The sequence below is a fragment of the Pseudomonas sp. Bc-h genome, assembly GCF_002080045.1.
Classification (GTDB): Bacteria; Pseudomonadota; Gammaproteobacteria; order Pseudomonadales; family Pseudomonadaceae; genus Aquipseudomonas.
The window spans coordinates 191,475-213,304 of the sequence record NZ_MUIN01000013.1; the positions used below are offsets into that span (position 1 = coordinate 191,475).

The following is a 21,830-nucleotide window of genomic DNA, read 5'->3' on the forward strand; positions in this document are numbered from 1 at the left end:
CCCGCTACAGGGCAGGCACAGCTGCGGTTACGTCGATTTCGGGTGCTGCGATATCGGTTCCACCCGGTGTCAGGATGACCTTGCGGCAGTCTTCCTGTTTCTTGTCGAAGATCTTGTAGCCCTCGGCTGCCTGCTCCAACGACATCCGGTGAGTGATGATGGCTTCGGGCTCCAGACGGCCCATCTCGATATGCTCGAGCAGTTCCGGCAGAAAGCGCTGAACGTGGGTCTGGCCCATTTTGAATGTCAGCCCCTTATCGAACGCATCGCCGAAGAGGAAGCCGTGGATGAAGCCCGAATACACACCGGGCACGCTGACAACCCCACCGCGCCTTACCGCAGCGATGCATTGGCGCAGCGCCTTGCCGCTGCTGCCCTCGAGCTTGAGCGTGGCCAGAACGGTCTCGGTGGTGCTGCCCTTGGCTTCAAAGCCGACCGCATCGACCACCCCATCCACCCCTCGCATGCCGGGTGTCTGATGAATGATGGTGTCTGCAGGGTCGTCGTCTTCATCGAAGTTGATCGGGATCACACCATACGTTCTCTGGGCATACGCGAGGCGGTAGGGATGGTGGTCGACCATGAAGATACGGTCGGCGCCGAGCATTCGCGCCACGGCTGCGCTGAGCAGACCCACCGGCCCGGCGCCATAGATGGCGATGCTTGAACCTTGCCCGATCCCGGTGTTGGTTACCGCCTGAAAGGCTGTCGGCAGGATATCGGAGAGAAACAGCACCTTCTCATCGGCAAGCGTGCCCGGCACCTTGAACGGTCCGGTATTGGCCTTGGGCACTCGCACGTATTCGGCCTGCCCGCCCGGGATACCGCCATACATATGGCTAAAGCCAAACAGCGCTGCGCCCGGGGGGATGGCCTTCTTGTTGATGATGGCTCCGCGTCCGGTATTGGTGGTCTCACAAGCGGCAAACAGGTCTTGCTGGCAGAAAAAACAGTCACCGCAGGCGATCACGAACGGGATGACCACTCGATCACCGGGCTGGACGGCCGTCACCGCCGAGCCGGTTTCCTCGACGATGCCCATGAACTCATGGCCAAAGATGTCGCCGTGTTCGACGGTGGGGATTTTGCCCCGGTAGAGGTGCAGATCCGAGCCGCATATCGCGGTCGCGGTGACCCGCAGGATAATGTCGTCTGCTGCCTCGATGGACGGGTCAGGAACGGTGTCTACTTTGACGTCATGGGCGCCGTGGTAAGTGAGTGCTCTCATCTCGAACTCCGCAATTTGATGGGGCTTGTAAAAAGCGGAGCGACGAAATACCGAATTAGTTCATGGATTTTGAGTGCCTCGCAGATCAGCGGCTGGTCTCAGATAAGTAAAGGGTGAATCCACGTATTCTCTTGGCGTGCTTTCCAGGGTCAACCTTTCGTTTTTGAGGGGTCTGCGCTGCGAGGATAGGTACGCTCTTCCTGAATCGTTCCATCTTCCTTATGCACTTTGAGTGATGCCGTTTTGTCTGAAAGAAATTCGCTCGCCAATGTCATGATTTCAGCTTTCGTGGACGCCGTTTTCGACGCTCGCTGCGCGCCTTGCTTTGTCAGCGACCAGCCAGCGTCAGATTTGGTGATGTGATAATTGTCCATCTTCAATATTCCTCTTCAATTAACCTTGCCAACTCAGGGAGCATTTATCGGCAGCATTGAGCGCTACTCAGATTTTGGGATGCTCCGACTGTAAAATTGGAGGAATTTCAGGCCTTAGAGTTCAAGGCACCTGCTCTCACTCGCACATTGCCCCTCGGCACGACGTGCAGGTATCTGCCAAATCATCTTTGCGTGCGCAGGAGGTAAAGCGCTTCGGCGCCGTCCCATGCGCTATCATTGTTTTTATCTCCTTTCGATGTGTTCGCTCGTTGCAGATTCTTGGTTCGCCATGGACTACCTGAGCTGACAGGCTAGCTCTAGAGGTGACTTCCAGCACAGGCGCAACCACGATAGGACTTACGTGATGAACACCCCATCAGATTCGGGCGCAGATCGTCCTCAGCGACAGGACATCCAACCCAGCCGCCTGAGTTTTCCGGTAGTAGGCATCGGCGCTTCGGCAGGTGGCCTGCAAGCCGTTCAGCAATTCTTCGAGCACATGCCCGCTGACAATGGAATGGCGTTCGTAGTGGTGCTCCACCTGTCGCCCGATCACCAGAGCAGCGCTGGAAAGGTTATCGCTGCACGAACCAAAATGCCGGTCATACAACTGACATCCGCCACGCCAATCGCACGTAACCATGTGTACGTAATTTCCCCGGCGCAGCGGCTTGCGATGAATGACGGCTACTTGCGGGGGATGCCGCCAAAGCCCAGAAATGGTGGCCATGTGACCATCGATTTGTTCTTTCGCGACCTTGCTGACGCTCACAAAGAACGCGCGTTCTGCGTCGTGTTATCGGGTAGCGGGTCAGACGGTGCGGTGGGCTTGTCGCGCATCAAGGAGCAGGGCGGGGTAACGCTGGCTCAGCACCCTGAAGATGCCGAGTACGACGGCATGCCCAAGGCTGCTATCGATACCGGAAAGGTCGATTTCGTTTTGCCCGTTGTGGATGTGCCGCAGAAGATATTGGAGTTATGGCAAAACGCCCAACGCATCCAGTTGCCGGACGCCGCCGATATACAGTCTCCTTCTGCGCCTGATCTCGATGAGCGGGCAACTGAACACGCCGAGCAGGCATTGTTCGATATTCTCGCCAAACTACGCGCGAGCACCGGCCATGATTTCAGGCACTACAAGCGCGCTACGGTTTTGCGTCGTATCGAGCGGCGCATGCAGGTGACGACGCAACCTGATCTACCGGCATATTTCCGATACCTGTGCGAACACGTCGACGAAACAAAGGCCTTGCTTGATGACATGCTCATTGGCGTCACCAATTTTTTTCGCGACCGCGAGCCCTTTGAGTCGCTGGAACGCGAGGTGGTGCCACGCCTTTTTGATCTTTACCAAAAATCCGACATTGGCCAAGAGATCCGCGTCTGGTCGGCAGGTACATCCACAGGTGAAGAGGCTTACTCGCTCGCGATTCTGCTAACTGACTATAAGACCGAAACGTCTTCAGATTTGAAGATCCAGGTCTTTGCCAGCGACATTGATGAGCGGGCCATCACCTCCGGTCGTGCTGGGCTCTATTCAGAAGCGATTGTCACCGATGTATCGCCTGCGCGATTGCGCCAGTATTTCGTCAAAGAGGACAGCAACTATCGTGTGCGCAAGGACATCCGCGAACGGGTTCTTTTCGCCAAGCATAGCCTGCTGGCTGATCCGCCTTTTTCGCAGATCGATTTAATTGTCTGCCGCAACCTGCTTATTTATCTGGACCGCGATGTCCAGCGCGAAATATTGCAAATGTTTCATTTTGCGCTTCGAGCAGGTGGCTATCTGTTTCTTGGTACATCGGAATCGGCCGATGCGTGCCCTGAGTTGTTTACAACCGTGGACAAGAGAAACCGGATCTTCCGCGCTCGTAGCGGCCCCAATGCCCACCGGCTGCCCGCGATGCCCAAGGGGGGGTATGCGCGAACGGTTTCGTTGTCCCAGCCTGGAGACTCCCGAGCGGTCAAGAAGCCTTCGACGGTCGAAATCTATCAACGAGCAGCGGAGCGGTTTTCACCGCCAAGTATTGTTGTAAACAGTGAAGCCGATATTCTCTATGTCAGCCGAGGCGCTGGTCGGTACCTGCAGCACATGACCGGAGAGATCAGCAATAACCTTTTGTCCTTGGTAGCCGGTGATCTACGTCTGGAACTGCGGACTACCATCTTCCAGGCTCAGCAATCCGGAGAATCCGTCCGGGCACGGCCGCTCAACCACGAACGTGACGGACAGCATTATCAAGTGCAGATCGAGGTGCACCCGTTTACGGATACTGAGACGGAGTTGAACTGCCTGTACATTGTGTTCGGCGAGCAGGAGATCGATGCGCAGAATGTCAGTTCAGACTCATCCGTGCAGTCGGAAAATCAAATGCTCTCCAACCTGGATCGCGAGTTGCAGCGCACCAAGATGCAACTTCAAGACGTGATTGAGCAGGGAGAGGTTTCCAGCGAGGAGCTTAAAGCTTCCAACGAAGAGATGCAGGCTATTAATGAGGAACTGCGTTCGGCGTCCGAAGAGCTGGAAACCAGCAAGGAAGAGCTGCAGTCGATCAACGAAGAACTCCTCACCGTAAACCACGAGTTGAAGATCAAGGTCGAGGAAACAGACCAGGTCAATGATTACCTGAGCAACCTGATCAGTTCCACCGACATCGCCACTGTCTTCGTGGATCGCGAGCTGAAGATCAAATGGTTTACACCGCGTGCCACCGATATCTTCAGCATGCTCGCGGTCGACGCCGGTCGCCCGTTGATGGACATCACTCATCGCCTGGAATACGACGACTTGATCGCCGACGCGATGTCCGTGTTCGAGTCGCTCAAAGGCATTGAACGTGAGATCGCAAGCTCCGACGGTCGTTGGTACATCGTACGCGTTCTGCCCTATCGATCTAACGTGGATCAGATTGGCGGTATCGTGCTGACCTTTGTTGATATCACTTCGCGACGTGAGGCTGAAGAGGAGCTTCGCTTAAGCGAAGAGCGGATGCGTCTTGTAACTGAAAGCACCCATGACTACGCGATTATCGTCATCAACGAAGAGGGGCTCATCACCGATTGGAACAAAGGTGCGCAGCATACCTTTGGCTACAGCCAGGAGGAGGCGGAGGGCCGGCATTTCCGTTTTATCTTCTCATCCGAGGATCAACGCGCCGGCATTCCGGAGATGGAGTTGGCAACAGCCCGCACAACGGGTCGCAGCGATGATGAACGCTGGCATGTGCGCAAGGATGGCAGTCGGTTCTACTGCAGTGGCGAAGTCACGGCCTTGGCCAGCAAGGGCTTTCAGGGTTTCGTGAAAATTGCACGCGACCTGACCGACCATATCAAGCTGCACGAAGAGCAGCAGCAGAGTATCGCGGCTTCTCTAAGCTCCATTCAGCAGAAGGATCAGTTCTTTGCAGTTATGTCGCATGAGTTGAAGCACCCGTTGAATCTCATTCAGCTCAACGCTCAAGTGGCGCGCCGCCTTCCCGTGGCGCGAAAAGATCCGACGTTACAGAAGGCCATCGGTACGATCACGGATGCCGTTGCCAGCCAAGCGCGAATCATCGACGACCTTATGGATGTGGCGCGTGTTCGCAATGGCAAGCTTGAGCTGCAATGCAGAACGCTGGATCTGGTAGCGGTGCTCAATGAAATTCAGCAGGTCGCACTCAAAGCTGAGCCAGGTTGCAAGATCCATTTCAGCACACCACCGCAGAGCCTGTTCATTCATGCAGATCCCACCAGGATCGAACAAATCATCTGGAATTTGCTCAGTAATGCGATCAAGTTCACGCCCGCTGATGGTTCTGTGGAAGTCACGACGACGAAGCAGAATCAGTCGGTACGAATCGAAGTAATCGATACGGGGCCAGGGATCGAAAAGGATCAGCTAAAACGTATTTTCGAGATGTTTGGCCAAGCGGATCACCGTCCTTCAGGTCAGCGCCGAGGCGGATTGGGGATCGGCCTGGCACTGGTCGAGCAATTGGTCGTAAGCCATGGCGGCCGAATCCAGGCGCACTCTGAAGGTAAAGGCAAGGGTTCACGTTTCACGGTGGAACTGCCACTAGCCGACGCTCCAGATCAACCTGCCAGCAACGATCCTGACAACGATGAAGGTCAACTCGCTGGCGTCCGGATCCTGCTCGTGGATGATTCGCCCGAAGTACTGGAGGCGCTGCAGCTTTTGCTTGAGCTGGAGGACGCGCAAGTTCTGGCATTTGATCACCCTTCAAGAGCGCTCGAGGGTGCGCAGTCGCAAAGCTTTGATGTAATCATCTCAGACATCGGGCTGCCGGACATGGATGGTCACCAATTGCTTGTCGCGCTTCGTAAACTTCCGAAATGCGCGGATGTTCCGGCAATTGCGTTGACAGGCTACGGCGCAGCGCAAGGGGCAGATTACCAAGGTGAGGGGCGTTTTGATGCAGCGCTTGGAAAACCCGTTGTGCTGGAAGATCTGACGAGTCTGATTAGCGGATTGGTCTCGGCGCATCGGGATTGAATCAAGGGACGCCGGAGTGGTGCAAAGCCGGCGTCGCGTTTGGCGTCCGAGAACGTTGTTTTGCAAGGTTACTGCGCAGCGTCGCCACCGTGAGCTTTAGCTAACGCCTGCGCCTGAGACAGATGCGCTTTGAGCTTTGGCAGAGTCTCGGTCGCAAAGGCCTTCAGGTCTGCATCTTTGCCGTTGGCAGCTTCTTCCTCGAACAGTTTGATCGTCGCTTCGTGAGCCTTGACCTGGTTGTTCGCGTAGGCCTGGTCAAAAGATTTCGCACTTCGCAGTTCCAGGATCATGGCCTTAGCCTTGTCCATCAACTGAGCGTCGTCGGACACCTCCAGGTTCTTGGAGGTCGCGAGCGTTTTGAGCTTCTCGTTGGCCGCGGAGTGATCCTTGATCATCATTTCAGCGAAGCTCTTCACGTCGGCAGAAGTACCTTTCTCCTGAGCGAGCTTGCCAGCTTCGACTTCGGCGACACCCTTCGCCGACGCGTCTTCTACGAAGTCATCATTGTCTTGTGCTGCGAAAACTCCCTGGCTCGCCATACCGATAACAATCGCCAGCACTGAGGTACGTACTAAGTGGGTCATTTGCTCATTCCTTTACAGATGAAAAGTGGGTGCCCTAAGCACTTGAATCTCGACTGGCTAACCTTTTTGCGGTTCCGAAAAAATTCGCAGACGGTCAGGATTACCGTCAGCGAACGTCAGAATGTGCATTTCGTCGGCTGACTTTCTAGAGGCTCGAACGTCTCTCAGCGGAGCAAGGTCGAGTAAGTAACTGGCGCGCAGTCGCTCAGTGAACCATCGACTAAACCTTCATTGGATGAGGATGCAATCATGGCAAGAACCACCGTTGACGATCTGTTCATTCACGAACTGTCTGACGTTTATAGTGCGGAAAAGCAGATCACCAAGGCGCTTCCACGACTGGCGCGTGCGGCGACTAACCCTAAACTTTCTGAGGCGTTCACATCCCATCTGGAGGAGACTCAAGGTCAGATCGAACGCATTGATCAACTCGTTGAACAGGCCGGACTGAAGCTCAAACGCATGAAATGCGTGGCGATGGAAGGCTTGGTCGAAGAGAGCAAGGAATTGCTCGACGAAATCGAGAAAGGGGAGGTGCTCGACGCAGCGCTGATCGGTGCCTGCCAGAAAGTTGAGCACTACGAGATTGCCAGCTACGGCACTTTGATCGCAATGGCCAAACACCTTGGGATGACCGATGCGGCCAACCTGTTGGCCGAGACGCTGGCAGAAGAGAAAGCGGCTGACGAAAAACTTTCAGCCATTGCTGAGCAGGGTGGCAATCAAGCGGCGACGATGACCAAGAAGTAAAACGGTCTCGCTGGCTCTAGTTCCTTTTGAATCTGAAAGGGGGTGAACCCACTCAGCCACTACAGGTTTTTTGCGCTCATTCATAACCATGCCATAGGCATCTAAAGAACAGTTCCCGTACTGCCAGTTGCATGTATTTATGCAGCGTGGAACTGCTCGTCTCAAGACAAGTTCTGATGGGAGAATGACCATGTTTCTTCATAACAAAAGACTTCAATACACCGTACGAGTAGCTGAGCCCAACCCCGGTCTCGCTAACCTGCTTCTTGAGCAATTCGGTGGGGCCCAAGGTGAACTTGCAGCCGCAACTCGCTATTTCACCCAGGCACTGGCTGAGGAAGACCCAGGCCGCAAAGATTTGCTGCTAGACATCGCGACAGAAGAGTTAAGCCACCTGGAGATAATCGGCTCAATCATCGTGATGCTGAATAAGGGGGCCAAAGGCAAGATGGCGGAGGGCGTCCAGGAGGAGGGCGAGCTGTATAGAGATATCAACGGCGCGGGCAATGACTCTCACATCACCAGCCTGCTCTACGGTGGAGGGGCCCCGTTGGTCAACTCTGCGGGTGTGCCCTGGACGGCGGCATACATCGATACCATCGGTGAGCCTACGGCTGATTTCCGCTCGAACATCGCTGCTGAAGCCCGCGCAAAGATCGTCTACGAACGGCTAATGAACGTCACGACTGATCCTGGTATCAAAGACGCGCTTGGCTTTCTGATGACGCGAGAGATCGCTCACCAACTGTCGTTCGAAAAAGCGCTCCACTCCATCCAGCCAAACTTCCCTCAGGGCAAGCTGCCTGGAATGCCAGAGTTCTCCCGAACCTATTACAGCATGTCCAACGGCGAACCGGCTGTGCGTGGCCCATGGAATAGCGAAGAAGAGTTTGATTTCGTCGAGCATCCTCAACCCGCTGTAGACGGAGGCGATGGCACCGCCTCGGTGAGCTTAAGCGAAGACGACTCGGTGACGCTCACGATGCTCAAGGAGCGGACAAAGTCTGATACCGACAGTGATCCCATGACAGGAGCTGACTTGGGCTCGGGCTTGGCTCAAGGCGTGCGCGAGTGAATTGTAAATTTGAGATTGCGACGTTCCCTTGCCGGGCAATAGGTGTAATGAACGATTGAGAGGGTATGGCTATGAGCGTATCGACAATGACAAGCACGGTCAGCGACGACGATGTAATGGGGCGCCAGGCGAATTATGAGCCTTATCTTCGGCGCTTTGAGGCTGAAGCGATGGCACTGGAAAGAGGTTTTAAAACCGCACTGTTCATAGAGCAGTTCAAGGCAGGTTTGTTGCCGAATGCGGGTCGTGACAGTCATCGCCTGCAATGAATGCCGTTTATCTCCTTTTCATGAAATGTCGACAACGAGAGGGATGGCCCACTCTCGAACTCATTGAGGATCATGAGTAACTCCCTCACTTGCCCGCATCCGATGCGGGCTTTTTTTGCGCTGATACTGGCTAAGCGTCACGACGGGTTTCTTTTCGCTAACGTCGGTGGGCAACAGCGGACGCAGCATCGGGCTGGAGGTTGAAAGCAGGTAAGCGTCCGGTAAAGACGCCTTCCTGACGCCAACGCCCTTATAGCTGAGATCGGGTAGTAGACTACGCCGCACGCTTGCGACGCTTTAGCTGGCGCTGAGATTGAGCGGATGCTTGAACGGCGTGACGTGGCCTTGGCCGCGATACAGAACAGGATAGGAAGTTCGCGGCCTCATCCGGACGCTGAGTTAGGCACGCGTCTGCATCGCCCTGTTTATGTAAACAGATGAGTTTAGCGACTAGATCAATTAGGCGAAATTCTCGTAAAGAATCCCGCCTAATCCGGTAATCAGGCCGTCATAGCGCGATTCGTGGCAACAATTTGCTCATGTGTAAACTGACTGCCGGGAGTCATGAACTTGGCAATCAAGGCATCGCGGTTTTGGGGCGCCCGTGCCTTGCCTGCCGCCTCCAGCGCCATCTTCAGCTCCGGCAATGTCAGCTCGGTGCAGTAGGCTGGTGTTCCTGGTTGCTGACGCCACGAATCTTCAAGGTTACCAGCGGCAAGCGCGATAAAGCCCGTATCCTCAACGAGATCCTGCGCGATGGCCTCAGCATGAACGTCATCCCCTGCTACAGGTAAGGCAATGCGTGTCGAAGATCCAGTTGGTTGCCGATTGTCGGCAAGAGTCGCTGCAAGAACGGCGTTCCAGGCCTTAACGACCGGGCGGCCAATCTGCTCGCTTACCCAAACGCTCTCAGGCTTGCCGTCGTCAACTTCTTTGATTGCCCCGTCGCGTCCCGGATAGTAATTGGACGTGTCAATGACAACGGTTTTCTCGGGGACATTCTTTAACGTCTGTTTAAGATCTGGATATTTTGCGAAGGGTATCGAGAGGATTACAACGTCTACCTCTGACACCGCCTCTTCCTTGGTCACAGCGTGTGCGCCGATTTCACTGACTAGGTTTTGAAGGCTTTCAGGGCCTTTCGAATTTGCCAGCTTAACTTCATGGCCGCACGCGACGAGCTTGCGGGCAAGGGTAGCCCCAATATTGCCGGCGCCGATAATTCCGATTTTCATTTCAATAACCTCCTCACCTACAACCAATATTCAAGTTGCTGCCTGGCTAGGTGTGCGAATGAACCAAGCGTGTCGCGAAGCCGCTGCGATCTGGGGTGAGCACGCATGTCGCTTGACTCAGGTAAATACGACTCTTCAAGAATGAAAGGTTACGCTGTCGGTAATCGGCACACGATCCATATGCATGCGGTTGCCAGGAGCACTTTCGTCCGGGTAGCCGAATGACATTCCAAACAGCATTTTCATTTCTTCGGATATGCCTAGCACCTCTCGGATCGTACCTGCATAGAACCCAAGCGAGGTTTGCGGAATGCCGCCTAACCCTCGGGCAGCAAGCGACAGTAGGAAGGTCTGCCCATACATGCCAATGTCGCCAGCAGTGCGAACGTTGTCCCCAAAGACAGGCATGAATAAAAAAACAGCCTGGGGCGCGTTGAAAAAGGACAAGTTCAAAGCCGCCGCTCGCCGCCGCCCCTCTTTGTCTTCGCGCTTAACGTTCATGGCCTCATAGTAGGCTTTGCCCTGCGCATTCTTGCGTTCCCCATAAGGGCCGTAAAAAGCACCCATATCGAACGAGAAGTCAGGTGTGAACTCTCCGGCATTGTTTTTCGCGTGGAGGGTTTGCGAAAGCTCGATCAATTTTTGGCCACGGACAATATGGACGTCCCATGGCTGGGTGTTGCAGTTGGAGGGGGCGCACTGGGCATCTTTCAACACCTCCTGGAGGATGTGGTCGGGCACAGGAGTGTCTAAAAAGCCACGAAAAGACCGCCTAGTGCGGGCCGTCTTTTGAAACGGTAGGGTGTCATCCAGCGCTGCATCAGCATCGAACCTAGCCATTGAAATAGTCATGAGTTCCTCTTTGAGCAAATGTATGAATTTTCAGTCGGTTGCCGGATGGCCAAGCGCATCAAGAGTGTGCCGAAGCTCATCAATGCCCAGCTCATCGAGCTGGCAAGCTGACCTGATTTTGCTAGTAATTCCCCGTATGTCGGCTTCCAACAAGCGGCTCTTGGCGGTCAAGTCGACGATTACGCGACGCTCATCGGCAGGATCCCGCGTGCGAGTGACGAGCCCAGCAGCCTCAAGCCGCTTCAGCAATGGCGTTATTGTTCCAGCGTCCATTGCCAGGCAGGTTCCAAGCGCACCCACTGAAAGTGGCGAGCCGTTTAGAAGCTCCAGAATGACGAGATACTGCGGGAAGGTCAGGCCCAACGGTTCAAGAAAAGGTTTGTGCAATCGCACCACGCGATTCGCCGCCGCATAGAGCGAAAACGATAGCTGGGTACCAACCCGCTTCCGGTTCGAGGTCATTTCATAGCTCGCTATTGTATAGTGCGCGATATATTCTCGAAAGGAAGCACTGATGTCAACCGACGCCGTCCGCCGCCATAGGACGTCCGGATCTGGTTCAGTAGACGTAGCTCTCGCAGACATCTCATGATGGATGACGGTGCGTGGGAATTGTGACGGAATGGCGCACGTTTGGGCCTCTGACGTATCTCGGCGGTTGCCGTTGGCGGAACGACCGCCTTCAGCTTCGGATTACGCGCGACCCTGAACTCGACCTCATCTGGTGTGTAGCCGGGCGATATCCAACTGCCGGTCTCCTCCTATCGCAGATACCCAGGCGTTAGATAGTTAAACCAAAACAAGATCACGCTAACCAGTGTTGTCACCAACAGTAATAAACCTACACCCCATGCGCATGCAGCATAGAGATAGCCCTGTTGCTCATCTTTAAGCCTCATGAATGTCGAGATCCCGATGAACAACAGGTAAGTCGAGTACGCGGACGCTAGAAGCAATACTGCAACCGCCAACCAGCGGCTAGGGTACAAAGCTCCCAGACCTGCTACAAAGAGCGGAGTCGCGGTGTAGGCCGCGAATCCGATGCACTGATTCAAGGTGGGCCTTGCATCGAATGATCGCGACATCCAGCGAATGAATCCACCCATAAGCGCGCTACCCATCAGGATGCTGCAGTAGAAAAGCACGCACAGCTGAAACGCACTTGTCGGCTGCAACATCACTTTCTCGTCGCCTACGAGGCTCCATCCCACCTGCGTAGTCCCAACATACAGTGCTATTACAGGGATCAACGCAAGAAGCACCAGATGAGCCAGATAGTGACGAGGATGGTCTGCCTCCTCATCACGGATATTCCTCCAGGCGTGGCCTGGATGAGTAAAAAGGTCTATCAAATGCATAGACATGTCGCGACCCTCCGTAACTTGAGTTTCAGAAACCAGCTCGTTCCATGCCAGTGATGAGGCTTGTCATTATTGGGCTCAAAGAGGGCGCAGGGAATTCCAGCAAGCTGCCGAACGGTATGCAGATTGAGCTAGAGATTACCGGTCTCGCCGGTGGCCTCGGCCAAGGTGGCAAGAGCAGTTTCCATCTCGGTGATCGAGCCATTGAGGTTGCTGAAGCACTCGCAGAGCGATTGCTCTGAATCAACGGTCTGGTGGCCCTCCAACTGGCCAACCTGTGCGAGTTCTACCCGTTCAAGCTCGCCTACCGCTTCTCGAAGTGATCGCAGCATGGCGGCAACTCTTTTCATCTGGCTGTTTCTGATCTCGCTCATGGGACACCGGAAGTCGGGCGGGCTTGACTATTCGGACACCACGCGTGCCCTTAGTGTGCAGCTAATTTGGCGTGCATTCGATTGATAACGACAGCGGGACCTGTGGCTCGCCCCATCGCTTCAGAGGCCGCTGCGGGAGAGACGCAGCGGGCAGGGGTGGTTGAGTCTCTAATCAAACTGATGACATTTGCTGTTGAACTCAAAGGCTACATTTTGCTCAACCTAGCAAGGCGCGCTGACGGTATGGTCGTAAAGACCTTGAATAGGCACCTCGGTCCCTGATCGTGCTGATCAAGTACCCAACACAAACACTGAGGATGCGTCATGAGCGTGTGGTCATGCACTCTGAATTCGTTCTGCGATCAAGTGGCTTCGTCAGCCCCCATACCAAGCTGCGGAGCCACCGCATGCGTGTGTGCGAGTCTGGCCCTGGCGCTCCTGCAGATGGCGATTCGAAAGTCTTACGATCAGGAACAAACCGACAGCGAGCTAGATCTCGACGTTATTAAAGGGCAGCAGTTGCTGACCGTGATGAAGGCACATGCTGACAACGACATGCGAACTTTCGGCGCCTTTATCGAGGATGCCGGGACAGGATCTTCTCGTCACAGTCGCCAGCATGCGCTTGACATAACCTTAGGTTCATTAGCCGCTGCGCGGTCCTGCTATGAGGGTATCGTGCTTGCGCAAAGCGCTGTTTCAAACGTAAAGAGAGCATTGCAGTGCGACGTGGTCTCGTCTGCTTTGATGATGCACGCCAGCCTTTCTGCGCTTCTCATAAACGTTGATATGGATGCAGCCAATCTTCCTGCCTCCAGCCAGACAACCGAGCTGATGCGCGCCCGTGCAGACTTACAGTCACAGGCAGATGAATTACTGGCACGTCTGCGGGGGGTATAGCGCTCGGCCAATGCGTGGGATTGCGCTGAGCTCGGTTCTCAGGATGCGATTGGTAAGAGGGATTTTTCAATGGCTCCCTGGTCTATCGGCTAAGGCGGGTCTGCTCAAGTGCCACCAGCGCGTCGTTGTTCTCAAACATGGCTTACGGGTGAGACGTTCAGGCTGGCCAGCTCAGAAGCCCACTGGTTTCGACCACTATTTTTAGCGGCATACAGGAATGCGTCAGCCGACTTGATCATTCCGGCGGGCGTCGTGGCATCCTTGGTTGGCGTACCTGATGTGACGCCAGCGCTAGCGGTCACAATGCCCAGAGGATGGTCGGGATGTTCGATGTTCAAGTCTCGAATAGCTTGCAGGATCTCCTCCGCCAGCTGGCCGGCACCGCTCACGTTGGTCTCAGGGAGCAGAATGGTGAACTCCTCACCTCCATAGCGTACGGCAAGGTCGGCCGGTCGTTTCAATGCCTGCTGGATAGCCGATGCCACATTGCGTAAACAGTCGTCCCCGGCGGGATGGCCGTACCGGTCGTTGAAGCGTTTGAAGTAATCAACGTCCAGCATGATCAGTGCGATTGACGAGCCCTGGCGTCGCGCTCTTTCCACTTCCTGAACCAAAGCGATGTCCAGTTTGCGCCGGTTGCCGAGTCCGGTCAGGCTATCCGTCAAGGCCATGTCTTGAACTGCCTGATGTGCAACGCGGATCTGTTTTTCCAGGGCAATGCGAGCCCGTAGCTGGGCCAGCACCAAGGCACCGAAACCACTGAGTCCGGCGATCAGTACCAGGAGCACCAATCCGGTCTTAAGCAGGTCATGACGCCATGGCCCCACGAATGACTCCCGGGACAATCCAGCCTCAACTACCAACGGGTAAGATTCCAGAGCCCTGTAGGCATAAAGCCGTTCGGTGCCATCGATCACTGCCTTCACCAGCGCGATGCCTTCGTTGGATGAGGGAAGGTAGCGAGTGAAGATCTCGCTCTGGGCAAGGCTCTGGTCTGTCGCGGGAGAAATGAACGGGCGTCTGACCAGGACGTCACCGCTACGCATGGCCAGCACCAGCGCACCTTTGTCATCGATCTTGAAATCCCCGTAATAGTCCAGGAAGTAGCTGACCCTGATCGTTCCCAGCAACACGCCTGCAAACGATCCATCAGGGTTGTCCAGGCGGCGGGAAACAGGAATGACCAGCTCGCGCGAGGAGCGGCTCCTCACAACACCGCCTATCCGGATTTCTCGTCCTGGATGGGTGCGGTGGAAGTTGAAATACTCGCGGTCAGCATTGTTCGCGGTTTCCGGCGTGATGTACTGGTTGGTGACGACCCAGTCACCGTTCGCTGCATAGATGAACAGACCCTGCAGTTGCGGCATGATTTTGGTTTGCTGATCGAGTAGCGCACGAATACGCGGAATATCGATGTTGTTTAGCCCATCACCTTCCACGCGTTCACGAAGTTCGGCAGTCAGGACATCGACCTGGCGTACTGCATCCTCGGCGTGTTGCGCCGTCGCCTGGGCAAGATTCCTGACTGAGTCTTGGGCGGACGAATACGCATGACGATAATCGCGCCACGATCTCCATCCCTCCACGGCCAGAAACGCCATGACCATGAGGAGCATGAAGCTCAAGGTCAGTCGGAATACTGCTGTGCTGCTACGCCACTGTATCGCTAGTCCCTCACTCGACACCGCACTCGACACAGCGTCTGATGGACATCCTGGTGGCTTGCGTTCACGCATGGATACTTCCCTCACTGGGTTTTTCCGAGCTGCTACAGACCTCTTATGACCAAGGAACGGAAGCAGACTGAGCTGGGCCGTTCATAGGCCGACGAAAACTCTATGTTGCAGAACCAGACGGAACGTCGCTCGTAGCGCTTATAAGCGCCGCTGCCATATCTCGTGTCTTGATCACGGCGCTAGGGTGATCTGTCTGTATCGCATGGATTGGCATACTGGGTATCTGAGCGTCCTCTGGCTCTTGAACAAAGCTCAAGCCGCCTGCAGCTATTATCGCGTTTGCCCCCTGGGCACCGTCACAGTCGCCACCAGAAAGGATCAGGCTGATCACGCGCTCACCGTAGACTTCAGCGGCTGTTACGAACAGCCGATCTGCAGCCGGCCTGGAGTGTTTAACCTTCGGGCCATCACTGAGGAATATGACCCCTGGCTTAACGATCTCCAAGTGCTTGTCCGCAGGCGCCAGATAGACCCGCCCCGGCACGACATCTTCACCGTTTTGTCCGTAAGCAACGGCGAGTGAACTGTAGCGGTCCAGGATCGAAGCCAGGTAGCCGGGGCTGGATGGCCCGGTGTGTATCACTATCAGGATGGCTGCCGGGAAATCGGGCGCAAGTCCACCGAGCAAGGTTCGTAGCACCTCAAGTGATCCCTGAGATCCCCCAATCACAACGACGTCTCGAACGACTTTTGGTTGATGGGTATCCATTGATGTCTCCTCTCTATCTAGGCAATGGACACAGCTGTTCCTGTGACGGTTCAGTTTGGATAGGCCGCTGAAGCTTACTCATGTGTCGGCATACAAACGCCGCATGGAGGATGGTCCAGATCTTGATCATCTGTGTTGCCCTGGCGCTGGATGTCGCTCACGTGGCTCAGCTCCTCACCCTCTAAATCCCAGGTCTGCATACACAACGATGGAAACTTTGACGATGGTTTCGGTCGATAGAGGAGCTGCCATAAAGGCACGCGGCGCATTGGCGAACGTACTCAGTAAAAAAAGAAGGAGACTCCTGATGATCAGCAAGAAAACGCTCTGTCATTTGACCTTTGCCGCGTTGTGCGGGCTGAGTAGTCTCAGTCATGCCAGCGAGGAGCCAAGCGTGACAATGGAAAGGCCAGGCGCCGGGGTCAAGGAAATCAAGGAAGGGGACAATGCTCCCGATCAATACCAGCGCGATTCGCTGGCTATAAAAGACTGGGACAAACACCACTTGAGCGCGCCAGGAAAGAACCAGCAATGGGTCGAAATCAAGGACAAATATGCGCTGATCGACATCCCTACCGGCACGATCAAAAAATTGGTCGATAAACGATAACGCCGTTCTGCGCTGACTCGCCTGTGAAGATGCGCAGATCGGGTGAGAGGCAGCTAAGTCCGGTTTGAAATCTATGCGGAGGGAGCAATGACTCAAGAGGATCTGGATTTGCTTGAGCGTTTGCTCATTGCACATGGGCCCGGCGGTCAGGAGGATGAGGTTAGAAGTATCTGTCGCTTGGCGCTCGAGAGTCATTGCCACGAGGTGAATGTCGACAGGGCAGGGAATGTGATCGGGGTAATACGGTCTCAGCACCCCAGTGATCCAGATGACGGGATTCGCGTCATGGCCCACCTCGACGAGATAGCCATGATGGTCAAGCGGGTCAATGAAGATGGAACGCTTGAGGTGATTGCTCTTGGTGGGGCGCAGCCGATCAGCTTTGGCGCCTGCCCCGTCGACGTCCTGGGCAGTTCGGTCATTCCTGGCGTCCTGTCCTTTGGTTCCATGCACAACAGCGGTGGCACCTCACAGGGGCGCGACGTGCTCACTGGCGACGTACATTGGCCAGATGTGCGTGTAGTCACTCGGCGAAGTGTTGAAGCGCTCACCGAGCTCGGCGTCAGAGCAGGGACTCGCGTTGTCTTGAGCAAGCACTGGCGAAAACCGTTCCAGCTGCCCGATGCTATTGCGGCACATTTCCTTGATGATCGAGCACCGCTGCTCTCCATAATCCTGGCGGCGCGCGGAGTTGCGCAGCGGCAACAGCAACTCAAACAGGATGTCTGGTTTGTGTGCACGACCCTTGAAGAGGAATCAAACGCCGGAGCGATGTACGCGGCATCCCGACTTCCAGGGGATACCACCATTGCGGTGGAGGTCGGGCCGGTGCTGAAAGAATACGGCACCAGGCTATGCGCTGACCCGATCATCAACACTGGAGACGAGAAGGGCTATTACTCCCGCGAAGTTGTGGAGGGTCTGGCGAACGCTGCGGAGCGCGCCGGATATGCTCCTCAAATTGCCCTGCTCGTGGATTTCGCCTCTGACGCCAGTGCCGTGATGAGTCATGGCATCTCTGCAAAAGCCGGTTGTCTCGCTATCCCCACCGAAACTACTCACGGCTTCGAAATCATTGACCATAACGGGATAGATGCCTGTGCTGCCACACTGGTGGAGTACCTGCTCGGCGCCTGAGGGTTCTCAACGACTGCGCAGAGCTGCCCCCGGTCAACGTTGCCCTAAAAGCGTTCACTCTGCGCATCGGTGCTATTGGCAGTTGTGGCTGCTGAGTCTCTGCTCATGAATGTACGGCGCGGGCGTCACGCAGCCATTGTGCAACGGGACTACCGTTTTCGCTTATTGCGCAGAAACGCATACGCACAGCCTGCAATCAATAAGGTGGACGCCAGTGCGACCACTACGGACGGTTTGGCTGAGTCTTCACGCCACCCGCCCTCCACTCGACGTGTGCCGCTTGGCGGTGCGAAGAGATTTCCTGAAGACGGCGCATCCGCCGGGCTTCTGCGTATGCCCCAGCGCGTAAACCATCCGGCCAGGTGGGTGAATCCTGGCACCAGAAGGTGAGTCAACCGAGCAGCAAGGGCAGCGGCTCCCACCGTCGTACTCGGACGCGGCTTGATGGCGCAATTCACCATTGCTTGCGCTACCAGGTGGGGATCATAAATTGGGGATGGCGGCTTCAGAGCATGGCCCGTGTAGTTACCACCATCGCGGAAACCTGGGGTGTCCATAACCGCGGGATAAATATCGCAGACGTGGATATCCGGAAATTCGGTTAACTCACCTCTGAGCGCCTCAGTCAGGCCACGCAGTCCAAACTTTGCAGCTGAATAGGCCGCTGCGTAGGGCTGAGCCACCCAACTGCCCAGGGACAGCGTGTTTATAAGGATTCCGCTTTGCTGGGCTTTGAAATAGGGCAGGGCTACATAAGCGCCGCGTAGGTAGCCTAAAAGATCTGTCTGAATAACCTGCTCGTGTGCTTCAAGGGGAGTGTCTTCAAAGCTTCCGACGGCGCCGACGCCTGCATTGTTGATCCAGATGTCGATGCGACCGTGCCCGAACTCTGCAGCGCGCTCCGCGAGATTTATCATTTGCTGGCTGATCGTTACGTCCGTGGTGACCGCGACGGCGTCGGTACCGCAATCCGTGCACTCATCCAAAACTTCGTACAGCGCTTCTTCGTCCCTGGCTGCCAGTACAAGTCGCGCGCCTTTGCACGCGAAAGCTTTAGCCGTCGCGCGACCTATGCCGCTTGACGCACCGGTGATGACCACCAATTTTCCGTTCAACGGCCCGATGTCCAGTTTCTCAGGCTCATTCGAAGCTACGAAAGGTTCCAGCGGGACCGACGAATCCATCTCTACGGCGATGAGCCGCAGAAATTCCCCCGTCACTAGTGTGAGCGTGAGCTCGGAAATGGCGCCGGCAAGACGATCTGGAAACACCGGTTCGCCACCTGCATCGAGGTCGTCATAAAAGAACTGTTGGCCGTCCAGCCAACCGACGGCAGTCAATAATTCAGGTGCTAAGTAATACTTTCCGTCAAGAAAAAACCCCGTGAACGGATGTGTGTCACCCATCTGTTCTACGCGATATTGCCTGCCGGGTTTCATTCCTGTTTTTGAGTCGAGCATGACCACAGACTCCTAAGGTTCACTGTGCCGTAGAGGACCGTTTTGACAGAATCGTTCCCACAAGCTGACGAAACGGAATGGTGATTGCCCAACGCGGTTTTTGCAGGCTGGTCAGCGATCTCATGAGCAACTGGTATCTGCTCTGGAAACGCCGGTTGAGCGAGCCGGCATCGACTTCCTGGTTTATATCTGGAATGAACTTTAGAGCGCTAATCACTTTCTCTCTAGGGAAGATGTGGTCGACTGATAGTCCGGAGTTCGCATGAAAATCTTCCAGCGCAGTACCCCTGTGTTTACCGGCGCACTGGTGGCGCTCGTTGGATTATTCCTGTTTAGCGGCGGCATCTGGCTGGTCATGCTGCACGGGTCGCCCTATTACTTGCTGGCAGGGTTAGCTTTGCTGATAACTGGCGTCGGTTTGATCAGGGGCCGGTGGTGGTCACTCTGGGTTTACGGTCTGGCGTGGCTGGGGACTGTCGCCTGGGCCTTATGGGAAAGCGGGCTGGATGCCTGGGCCCTTGAGCCAAGGCTTCTCGTTCCGACTTTGCTTGGCCTCTACTTGCTGCTTCCTCGGATTCGTCGGCGGCTTCACCCACACAAGAACATCTCATCTGCAGGCAACGTGATTTTTCCTCTGGTTGGCGTGCTGCTCGTTGCTCTGCTTTTCCTCGCTCAACCCTATCCAGAAAATTTGCCAGAACAGGCACAGCTAACGCAGCCATCCTCTGCAGCTGAAAATGTCGACAATGACTGGCGTTACTACGGCCGCACGCCCCGCGGTGAGCGCTGGTCTCCACTCACGCAGATCGGTCAGCAAAACGTCGACCAACTTCAACCTGCCTGGGAATACAGGACGGGCGATGTTGCGCGCTCTGGAGAGAACAAGAACGGCTACGAATTCAATTTCGAGGTCACTCCCATCAAGGTCGGGGATACGCTTTACATCTGCACACCGCACAGCCAGGTCATCGCGCTGGATGCCGTATCGGGTGCCGAGCGCTGGCGTTTCGATCCCAAACCAGAAACAGGGAACAACGCTTATCTAGCCTGTCGCGGCGTAGCCTATTACGAGGCGCCGGCAGGTACTGAGTGCCCGCAACGGATTATTTCTCCGGTGGCTGATGCCCGCTTGGTCGCGCTGGACGCAAACACGGGCAAGCCCTGTGCGAACTTTGGAGATCAGGGCTTCGTTTCTTTGAGGCAGCATTTGGGAGATGTGCCCAAAGGTTTTCATTTCGTCACGTCCCCGCCATTGGTCGTCCGTGATCGAGTGATCCTTGGTGGATGGATATATGACGGCCAGAAAACCAACGAGCCCTCGGGAGCGGTGCGTGCCTTTGATCCGATCACAGGTCAAATTGCCTGGGCATGGGACGTGGGGCGTCCCGAAAGCGTTGTCAGCCACCCCGCGCCCGATGGGAATTTCACTCCGGGCACCCCTAATGCCTGGGGGGTATACACCGCCGACGTTGAGCGCGGCCTGGTGTATCTACCGACTGGCAATGCAGTGCCGGACTACTACGGTGCTAAACGCCGGCCATTCGATGAGAAATACTCGAGTTCCGTGGTCGCGCTCGATATCGAAACAGGCGCGCCCAGGTGGTCTTTCCAAACCTTGCACCATGACCTTTGGGACATGGATGTGCCCATCGGCCCGACGTTGGTAGACCTGCAGGATACCAACGGCAAGAATGTTCCCGCTCTGGTGCAGACAACCAAACGCGGCGAGTTATTTGTCCTTAATCGCGAGACTGGGGAGCCTGTCGCCCAGGTGGCAGAGAAGCCCGCGCCTCAAGGTGGCTTGCCTGGTGAACCTGTTTCCGCAACGCAACCTTACTCAGTGGGCATGCCTTCGTTTGCACCTCCTCAGATCGAGGAGAAGGACGCTTGGGGCGTAACGCCCATCGACCAAATGCTCTGCCGGATTGAATTTCGCAGCCTGGATTACAAAGGCGCGTTTACGCCATTTTCCCTGGATAAGAAAACCTTGGTGTATCCAGCATTCGATGGCGTCATCGACTGGCACGGAGCATCCGTCGATCCTGAGCGCAAGCGCCTGTATGCGAACCTGAGCTACATCCCTTTTGTTGCGCAGACGCTTGAACGGTCTGATGCGGAGAAAAAAGGTCTGGTCGAGCCATGGGATGGCAAGGGACAGCCGCCAAGACCTAAGAAGTTCGCCATCAATCCTCAATACGGCACGCCTTATGTGGTCAAGGTCGATCCGTGGCTTGGGGTGTTGGGCGCACCTTGCAAAGCGCCACCGTGGGGGCAGCTGGCAGCGGTTGATCTGCGCACTCGTTCCGTCGTCTGGAAACATGATGTAGGCACAACCCGTGACATGGGGCCGATGGGGCTGCACGTCAACCTGCCTTTCCCAACAGGGATCTTCAATATCGGCGGCAACGTCACCACTCGCTCGGGCCTAATTTTCATGGGCGCGACGGCGGACGATTATCTGCGCGCATTTGATGCGCATAACGGCAAAGAACTCTGGAAGACTCGGCTGCCTGCCGGAGGGCAGGCAACGCCAATGACATACATGGGCAAGGACGGCAGGCAGTACGTCGTCATTGCAGCTGGCGGTCACGGTGGTTTGCAGACTAGGTCGGGCGATTACCTCGAGGCATTTGCCTTGCCAAAAAGAGGTGAGCCATGAGCAAAAACATCAATGCCGTGGA

General features: G+C 55.6%; 19 protein-coding genes. 8 read left to right on the top strand and 11 right to left on the bottom strand.

Translation table 11 applies throughout. The features are described from left to right. Nucleotides 1–4: 4 nt before the first annotated feature. Both BWR59_RS26130 and BWR59_RS26135 read right to left on the bottom strand, forming a co-directional pair. Nucleotides 5–1,228, bottom strand: coding sequence for a zinc-dependent alcohol dehydrogenase (locus BWR59_RS26130; protein ID WP_081568575.1), 1,224 nt, complete (start codon nt 1,226–1,228; stop codon nt 5–7). 149 nt (nt 1,229–1,377) lie between these two features. After that, entirely contained in the window at nt 1,378–1,602 is a 225-nt protein-coding gene (locus tag BWR59_RS26135) for a DUF2188 domain-containing protein (RefSeq protein WP_081568576.1), read from the bottom strand. A 364-nt stretch (nt 1,603–1,966) separates the two neighbouring features. Here BWR59_RS26135 and BWR59_RS26140 point away from each other — a divergent pair, with 364 nt between their 5' ends. Beyond that, entirely contained in the window at nt 1,967–6,097 is a 4,131-nt protein-coding gene (locus BWR59_RS26140; protein ID WP_081568577.1) for a CheR family methyltransferase, read from the top strand. Nucleotides 6,098–6,165: 68 nt separating this feature from the next. On the opposite strand, the gene BWR59_RS26145 is transcribed toward BWR59_RS26140, so the two are convergent. Next, nucleotides 6,166–6,681 (bottom strand): DUF4142 domain-containing protein, encoded by a 516-nt coding sequence (locus tag BWR59_RS26145; protein WP_081568578.1) that lies wholly within the window; start codon nt 6,679–6,681, stop codon nt 6,166–6,168. Nucleotides 6,682–6,930: 249 nt separating this feature from the next. Between BWR59_RS26145 and BWR59_RS26150 the strand changes: the two genes are divergently transcribed. The 3 genes from BWR59_RS26150 to BWR59_RS26160 all read left to right on the top strand — a co-directional run bounded on the left by BWR59_RS26150 (nt 6,931) and on the right by BWR59_RS26160 (nt 8,775). Then, nucleotides 6,931–7,431: a ferritin-like domain-containing protein gene (locus tag BWR59_RS26150; RefSeq protein ID WP_081568579.1), complete on the top strand. Its 501-nt coding sequence runs from the start codon at nt 6,931–6,933 to the stop codon at nt 7,429–7,431. 190 nt (nt 7,432–7,621) lie between these two features. Beyond that, nucleotides 7,622–8,506 carry a manganese catalase family protein gene (locus BWR59_RS26155; RefSeq protein WP_081568580.1) on the top strand — a complete coding sequence of 295 codons (885 nt, stop codon included), beginning with the start codon at nt 7,622–7,624 and terminating at the stop codon, nt 8,504–8,506. A gap of 65 nt (nt 8,507–8,571) precedes the next feature. After that, nucleotides 8,572–8,775, top strand: coding sequence for a hypothetical protein (locus BWR59_RS26160; RefSeq protein ID WP_143490949.1), 204 nt, complete (start codon nt 8,572–8,574; stop codon nt 8,773–8,775). A gap of 500 nt (nt 8,776–9,275) precedes the next feature. Here the strand turns inward: BWR59_RS26160 and BWR59_RS26165 are convergent, their stop codons facing one another. The 5 genes from BWR59_RS26165 to BWR59_RS26185 all read right to left on the bottom strand — a co-directional run bounded on the left by BWR59_RS26165 (nt 9,276) and on the right by BWR59_RS26185 (nt 12,555). Continuing rightward, nucleotides 9,276–10,016, bottom strand: a complete 741-nt coding sequence (locus tag BWR59_RS26165; protein ID WP_269140374.1) for an NAD(P)-binding domain-containing protein — start codon at nt 10,014–10,016, stop codon at nt 9,276–9,278. A 129-nt stretch (nt 10,017–10,145) separates the two neighbouring features. Further along, nucleotides 10,146–10,862 carry a nitroreductase gene (locus BWR59_RS26170; protein WP_081568583.1) on the bottom strand — a complete coding sequence of 239 codons (717 nt, stop codon included), beginning with the start codon at nt 10,860–10,862 and terminating at the stop codon, nt 10,146–10,148. A gap of 30 nt (nt 10,863–10,892) precedes the next feature. Beyond that, a complete protein-coding gene (locus BWR59_RS26175; protein ID WP_081568584.1) occupies nt 10,893–11,324 on the bottom strand; it encodes a MarR family winged helix-turn-helix transcriptional regulator in 432 nt (143 codons plus the stop codon). Between the two features lie 299 nt (nt 11,325–11,623). Beyond that, the gene (locus BWR59_RS26180; RefSeq protein ID WP_081568585.1) at nt 11,624–12,226 is read right to left on the bottom strand and encodes a Yip1 family protein; all 603 of its coding nucleotides are present in this window, start codon (nt 12,224–12,226) and stop codon (nt 11,624–11,626) included. Between the two features lie 128 nt (nt 12,227–12,354). Next, complete coding sequence (locus BWR59_RS26185; protein ID WP_081568586.1) at nt 12,355–12,555, bottom strand: hypothetical protein; 201 nt, start codon at nt 12,553–12,555, stop codon at nt 12,355–12,357. Nucleotides 12,556–12,921: 366 nt separating this feature from the next. Between BWR59_RS26185 and BWR59_RS26190 the strand changes: the two genes are divergently transcribed. Continuing rightward, entirely contained in the window at nt 12,922–13,497 is a 576-nt protein-coding gene (locus BWR59_RS26190; protein WP_081568587.1) for a cyclodeaminase/cyclohydrolase family protein, read from the top strand. A 131-nt stretch (nt 13,498–13,628) separates the two neighbouring features. Here BWR59_RS26190 and BWR59_RS26195 read toward each other — a convergent pair whose 3' ends face one another. Both BWR59_RS26195 and BWR59_RS26200 read right to left on the bottom strand, forming a co-directional pair. Next, the gene (locus BWR59_RS26195; protein ID WP_230982096.1) at nt 13,629–15,113 is read right to left on the bottom strand and encodes a sensor domain-containing diguanylate cyclase; all 1,485 of its coding nucleotides are present in this window, start codon (nt 15,111–15,113) and stop codon (nt 13,629–13,631) included. A 220-nt stretch (nt 15,114–15,333) separates the two neighbouring features. Next, nucleotides 15,334–15,942, bottom strand: coding sequence for a chemotaxis protein CheB (locus BWR59_RS26200; protein WP_081568589.1), 609 nt, complete (start codon nt 15,940–15,942; stop codon nt 15,334–15,336). Nucleotides 15,943–16,249: 307 nt separating this feature from the next. Here BWR59_RS26200 and BWR59_RS32490 point away from each other — a divergent pair, with 307 nt between their 5' ends. Both BWR59_RS32490 and BWR59_RS26210 read left to right on the top strand, forming a co-directional pair. Beyond that, on the top strand, nt 16,250–16,552 hold the full coding sequence (locus BWR59_RS32490; RefSeq protein WP_168184534.1) for an RcnB family protein: 303 nt from the start codon (nt 16,250–16,252) through the stop codon (nt 16,550–16,552). 87 nt (nt 16,553–16,639) lie between these two features. Further along, nucleotides 16,640–17,689, top strand: a complete 1,050-nt coding sequence (locus BWR59_RS26210) for a peptidase M42 (protein ID WP_081568591.1) — start codon at nt 16,640–16,642, stop codon at nt 17,687–17,689. 149 nt (nt 17,690–17,838) lie between these two features. On the opposite strand, the gene BWR59_RS26215 is transcribed toward BWR59_RS26210, so the two are convergent. After that, nucleotides 17,839–19,149: an SDR family oxidoreductase gene (locus BWR59_RS26215; RefSeq protein ID WP_081568592.1), complete on the bottom strand. Its 1,311-nt coding sequence runs from the start codon at nt 19,147–19,149 to the stop codon at nt 17,839–17,841. A 262-nt stretch (nt 19,150–19,411) separates the two neighbouring features. Between BWR59_RS26215 and BWR59_RS26220 the strand changes: the two genes are divergently transcribed. After that, entirely contained in the window at nt 19,412–21,808 is a 2,397-nt protein-coding gene (locus BWR59_RS26220) for a membrane-bound PQQ-dependent dehydrogenase, glucose/quinate/shikimate family (RefSeq protein ID WP_081568593.1), read from the top strand. Nucleotides 21,809–21,830 lie beyond the last annotated feature (22 nt).